Origin of the sequence: Mesorhizobium sp. M7D.F.Ca.US.004.01.2.1 (assembly GCF_003997785.1) — a bacterium.
GTDB lineage: Bacteria > Pseudomonadota > Alphaproteobacteria > Rhizobiales > Rhizobiaceae > Mesorhizobium > Mesorhizobium loti.
Genome location: NZ_RZRQ01000397.1, coordinates 1 through 4921 on the forward strand (window position 1 = coordinate 1; position 4921 = coordinate 4921).

At 64.4% G+C, this 4921-nt stretch carries 6 protein-coding genes and 1 pseudogene; 2 read left to right on the forward strand and 5 right to left on the reverse strand.

Annotated elements, in window-relative coordinates; all coding sequences use genetic code 11:
- Window positions 1-280, forward strand: a pseudogene (locus EN993_RS31370) (NAD(P)-dependent oxidoreductase); the annotation flags it as partial.
- 25 nt (window positions 281-305) lie between these two features.
- On the opposite strand, the gene EN993_RS31375 reads toward EN993_RS31370, so the two are convergent.
- Window positions 306-1088 (reverse strand): hypothetical protein, encoded by a 783-nt coding sequence (locus tag EN993_RS31375; RefSeq protein WP_127265703.1) that lies wholly within the window; start codon window positions 1086-1088, stop codon window positions 306-308.
- A 228-nt stretch (window positions 1089-1316) separates the two neighbouring features.
- On the opposite strand from EN993_RS31375, the gene EN993_RS31380 reads away from it, so the two are divergent.
- On the forward strand, window positions 1317-2099 hold the full coding sequence (locus EN993_RS31380; protein ID WP_109658656.1) for a DeoR/GlpR family DNA-binding transcription regulator: 783 nt from the start codon (window positions 1317-1319) through the stop codon (window positions 2097-2099).
- Between the two features lie 2 nt (window positions 2100-2101).
- On the opposite strand, the gene EN993_RS31385 is transcribed toward EN993_RS31380, so the two are convergent.
- The 4 genes from EN993_RS31385 to EN993_RS31400 all read right to left on the reverse strand — a co-directional run.
- Window positions 2102-2608 carry an L-2-amino-thiazoline-4-carboxylic acid hydrolase gene (locus tag EN993_RS31385; RefSeq protein WP_127265704.1) on the reverse strand — a complete coding sequence of 169 codons (507 nt, stop codon included), beginning with the start codon at window positions 2606-2608 and terminating at the stop codon, window positions 2102-2104.
- On the reverse strand, window positions 2605-3390 hold the full coding sequence (locus tag EN993_RS31390; RefSeq protein WP_126070604.1) for an ATP-binding cassette domain-containing protein: 786 nt from the start codon (window positions 3388-3390) through the stop codon (window positions 2605-2607). Before EN993_RS31390 ends, EN993_RS31385 begins: the two co-directional genes overlap by 4 nt.
- A complete protein-coding gene (locus EN993_RS31395) occupies window positions 3387-4184 on the reverse strand; it encodes an ABC transporter ATP-binding protein (protein ID WP_164757928.1) in 798 nt (265 codons plus the stop codon). The genes EN993_RS31390 and EN993_RS31395 overlap by 4 nt, the downstream gene beginning before the upstream one ends.
- Window positions 4181-4921 (reverse strand): ABC transporter permease (locus EN993_RS31400; protein WP_164757929.1); only part of this gene is annotated, 741 nt, incomplete at its 5' end. The genes EN993_RS31395 and EN993_RS31400, both read right to left, overlap by 4 nt.

Genomic DNA, 4921 nt, shown 5'->3' on the forward strand with positions numbered 1-4921 from the left:
CGATACCCCCGAATTCCCGGCGATCTACAAGGCCGAAGCGCAGAAGGGCGCCGACTTCCTGGACAGATTGAAGACGGTCGGCGACCTCGATTGGACGTTCCTGTCGCCATCCGCCATGTTCGTTCCGGGCGAACGCACCGGAAAATTCCGCCTCGGCAAGGACACGCTTCTCGCCTCGGACAAGGGCAGCAGCATTTCCTTCGAGGACTACGCTATCGTCATGGTCGATGAGATCGAGAAGCCGGCCCACATCAGGCAGCGCTTTACCGTCGGCTATTGAGTGGGCGAGTGGTGGCGGCCGAGCCTCAATCGAGGCCGGCCGACGCCAGCCGCATCAGCGCTTCGCGGACGCCGGCGCGCCGGTAGGTCTCGGTGACGAGGCCGTCCTGTCTCAGCGCCTCGCGGCGGCGTTCGACAAAGGCGCGTTCCTCGCTGGTCAGGTCGTGCTCTCGCTTGCGCAGCCATTCCTGGTAGGACGGATCGACTTCCTGACCGGCTTGGCTGCCGTCGAAACCGAAGCCGGCCGGTTGTCGGTAATAGCGGGGCCGCAAGGCGCTGTTGGGGTTGTATTCAGTTCGCCTGTCGTTGCCTGAAATGACGAGGTCGGGATCCGAAACCCGGCCCGACGGGCTGTAGACGAATGCCGACACAATCCGGTCGAGCGCCGCGTCGACTTCCTTCGGCCGGTGCACGACTTCTTGTGGCTGGCGATCGGGGACGGCAAGCCGGGTGATGCCACGATCGTTGATGGCGTCGAGCACCTCACGGTGATCGCGCGAGGTGATGACCTCGCGCCGGGCCGGCCAGAAATCATAGGGCGCATGCGCGCCATAGCCCTTGCCGATGTGGAAGGCATAGATTTCCGGATAGACCGTCAATTCGGTGCGGCGGCTTGGCTTGACGTCGTAGAACGAGGTGATGGCGATCTGCAGCAGATGGGTCGCGCCGATGCCGCCAAGCGCGTCGTCGATCACCAGGCCGAAACGGTCATGCGGGTTCCAGTCCGGCAAGGCCTCGGCGATCGAAGCGGGCTTGCCGTCGATCTCGACATCGAACATGTTCGCTTTCAACAATGTCACGACATGCATTGGGCTCTCCTGACGGCCGTCTTTCGATTCGACAAGGCTTCCGATTCGCCAAGTCTTCATCAGACCAGCCATGAACACGCTTGTCAGCCCATATCGGGTTTGGCCCCCTCCTTCCGCACCGGTGCCCGTATCGCTCTAACTCTTTGTTTTGACACAATTCCGGACAGAAAACCGTTTCACACTTTTCCTGGAATTGTTCTAATGTCCTCGACTCGCGGAGGATTGATCATGGAGCATAGCCGGCTGTCGAAGAAGGAGCGGCATGAGCTCATCCTGTCGGAAGTGCGCCGGTCGGCCTCGATCCGTATCTCCAGGCTCGCCATACGCCTTGGCGTCGCCGGCGAGACGATCCGTCGCGACCTTATCGAGCTTGGCGATGCGGGGCTGCTCAACCGAACCTATGGTGGCGCAACGATCTCGCTTGTGACATCCGAGCCGGTGATTGCCGAGCGCAGCCAGACCATGGTCGAGGAGCGTACCCGGATCGGGCGTGGCGCGGCCGGACTGGTCAAGAAAGGCCAGATCGTGATGATCGACGGAGGCTCGACAACCTACGAGGTGGCGCGCAATCTCTCGCAGTTGAGGCGCGACCTGACCGTCATCACCAACTCCATCGGGGTGGCCTCGGTAGCCGGCGCCAATCCGACTTTCCGGGTTGTCCTCTGCCCCGGCACCTATGACAGCCGCGAAGCCAGCGTGTTCGGCGAGGATACGGTCGAATTCATCAGGCGCTACAATGCCGACATTGCCATCATCGGCGCCTCAAGCCTGTCCGCGGATGGGCCCAGCGACATGATCTCGGGAGCAGCGGCGGTCAAGCGGGCGATGATCTCGAGAACGTTGTCGACAGCGCTGGTGGTGACCAACGACAAGTTCGGCCGCAACAGCCTCGAGCGCGTGTGCGGCCTCGGCGAGCTTTCCGACATCGTCACCGATCGCGAGCCGCAGCCGGCGCTGCGCGCCGTCATTGAAGCGGGCGGAACGGAACTTCACGTCTTTGGCGGCGGCTGAGCCTATCCGGCATCCCGGTTTGTCAGCGCGATATGACAACAGCCGGAGCCATGGCCCGGAGTCCAGGTGACATTGTCGAAACGCACGCCGGTCGCCTCGAACAGGCCTCGGTCGAAGGCGCCGGCAATGCGGCAGAGCGTGGCGAGTTTCTCATCTCCGACGCCGGCCTCGACCCAGGCGTCTTTCAGCGGGCAGCGTTTCACCTTGAAGGCGATATGGTCGTCGCCGCGTTCGACATCGGCCGGATACATCAGGCCGCCATCCGGGCTGACCGCCAGGAAGGCCTCGCCGATCGCGCGAGCGTCGTTAGCGCCGAAGCTGGCGAAAGCGACCGCCGCGACTTCCTTGCCGCGCTGTTCGATGGCGCGGATCATGATCGCCTCGGCCTGTTTGGCGCCCAGCTTCCCGGTCAGTTCTTCGAGGAACAGGCGGTATAGATCGGCTCGGTTGCGAAAAGCGGAATCGAGTTCGCGCGACAGTTTCTCGGCTCTGGCTTCGGAGTCGGTCATGATGCGTCTTGTGTGGTCCGGTTCAATCTCGGTGCGGCCGCCACCAGCGCCTTGCCGATGGCTGATTGCGGCGCGTCGATGACGGCGCAGGCATCGCCACTCTCGGCAATCCGCCCGGCATCGAGAAGGACGACGCGGTGGGCGATCGCCCTGATAACGCCGAGATCATGTGAAATGAAGAGATAGGCGATCCGTTCCTGGCGTTGCAGGTCAAGCAAAAGGTCGAGGATCTGTCCGCGCACGGAAACGTCGAGCGCCGACACCGCCTCGTCGAGCACGATCAGCGCCGGCTTCGTCGCGACGGCGCGGGCAATGGCGACGCGCTGTCGCTGGCCACCGGAGATTTCGTGAATGGCGCGCGGGGCGAGATCAGCCGTCAGCCCGACCCGCTCCAGCAAGCCGGCGATGCGGCGCGGGCGCTCGGTGCGGGAGGCGATGCCATGAATGCGCAAGGGATCGTCGAGCACGCGCGCCACCGTGGCGCGCGGGTTGAAGGCGGCCAACGGGTCCTGGAACACCATCTGTAGGCTTGCGCGTCGCGCTCGCAGTGCTGCGCTGCGCAAGGCCAGGAAATCGTCGCCTTCGAAGTCGATGCGTCCGGCGTCCGGCTCGATCAATCGCAGCACCAGCCGCGCGATCGTCGACTTGCCGCTACCGGAGGGCCCGGCCAGCGCCAGCGTTTCGCCGGGGTCGATGTGAAAAGAGACATCGTCGACGGCTGCGATGGTCTTGTCGCCTCGACGGTAGCGTTTGGTGAGATTGGACACCGCCAGCAGGCTCATGCGTGGAGCCCGGCTTGGTTCAGCAATGGCTCGGCGTCGAGGCCGATATGGGCGTCGAGCAATGCGCGCGTATAGGGCTGGGTTGGGGCGCCGACAATCTGCGCAGCCGTCCCAAGCTCGACCAGTTGGCCATGACGGAAAACGGCAATGCGCTCGGCAAGCTCGGCCGCCAGCGCAATGTCATGGCTGATGAACAGCAGCGTCATGCCGTCCTCGGTCACCAATCGTCGGATCAAGGCAACGATCTCAGCCTGCACGATGGTGTCGAGCGCGCTGGTTGCCTCGTCGGCGATCAGCAATTTCGGACCGGCCGCAATGGCTGCGGCGATCGCCACACGCTGCTTCTGGCCGCCGGAGAGCTGGTGCGGGAAGGCGCGCAAGGCTGAGTCCGGGTCCGGCAGGCGGACCCGCTCAAGCAGGTGTTTTGCCTTCGCATACGCCTGTGGCCATGTGAGGCCGAGATGGGTGCGTGCGACCTCTGCGATTTGTTTGCCGGTCGTCATGACAGGATCGAGGCTGGCGGAAGGGTCCTGAAAGACGAAGCCGATGTCGCTGCCGCCGAGAGGCATGCGGCCAAGGTTGGGCCATTCGATTCTTCCGCTGACCGTCGAAGAAGCCGGCAACAGCCCAGCAATGGCCAGTGCCAACGTGCTCTTGCCGGAACCACTTTCGCCGATGATGGCGAGGCGTTCGCCATTGGCGATGTCGAGGCTGATACCCTTCAGCGCCGTCACCTTGCTGCCGTCGCGGCGGTAGGTCACCGTCAGGTCGCGGATCGTAGCCAAGGCGGTCACGACAGGCCTCTCCTGACCGCTGTCGTCTCGACGATGCCTTCACCGGCGAGATAGACGCCGAGTACCGTCAGCACCAGCGCTATACCCGGGACGATCGACAGGAAGGGTGCGGTGCGCAAAACAGTGCGGCCTTCGGCGATCATGCCGCCCCAGGTGACCCGGTTGGGATCTCCCAAGCCGAGGAAGGACAAGGCCGCTTCGGTGAGGATCGCGGCGGCGACGATCACCGATGACATCGCCAGCACCGGAGGCAAGGCATTGGGCAGCACCTCGCGAAAGGCGATCGCCAGCGGGTGCATGCCGATGACCCTGGCCCCGGCGACATAATCGCGTTCGCGAATGGAGAGGACTTCCGCGCGGGCCACCCTGGCAGGTCCGGTCCAGGTGCCGAGCGCGATGGCAATCACGACGATGCCGAGCGACGGTCCGACGACGCTGACGAAGGCCAGCGCCAGCAGGAAGCTCGGCACGGTCTGGAAGGCGTCGGTGATGCGCATCAGCACCTCGTCGACGATGCCGCCGGCAAAGCCGGCCAATGTGCCGACCACCGCGCCGACGACAAGTGCGGCGGCCGCAGCCGTGAGCCCGACGGCCAGCGATGTGCGGGCGCCATGAAAGAGCTCGGCTAGCACGTTGCGGCCAAGCCGGTCGGTGCCGAGCGGCAGCGACCAATCCTGGAACGGCGGCAGCATTGCCGGTCCGGCGATGGCCTGCGGATCGCCGGGGAAGAGCAATGA

What these genes read in the sequence shown, in the direction of transcription:
- EN993_RS31375 (WP_127265703.1), bottom strand. Translation starts at nt 1,088, where the DNA reads ATGCATGTCGTGACATTGTTGAAAGCGAACATGTTCGATGTCGAGATC.
- EN993_RS31380 (WP_109658656.1), top strand. Translation starts at nt 1,317, where the DNA reads ATGGAGCATAGCCGGCTGTCGAAGAAGGAGCGGCATGAGCTCATCCTG.
- EN993_RS31385 (WP_127265704.1), bottom strand. Translation starts at nt 2,608, where the DNA reads ATGACCGACTCCGAAGCCAGAGCCGAGAAACTGTCGCGCGAACTCGAT.
- EN993_RS31390 (WP_126070604.1), bottom strand. Translation starts at nt 3,390, where the DNA reads ATGAGCCTGCTGGCGGTGTCCAATCTCACCAAACGCTACCGTCGAGGC.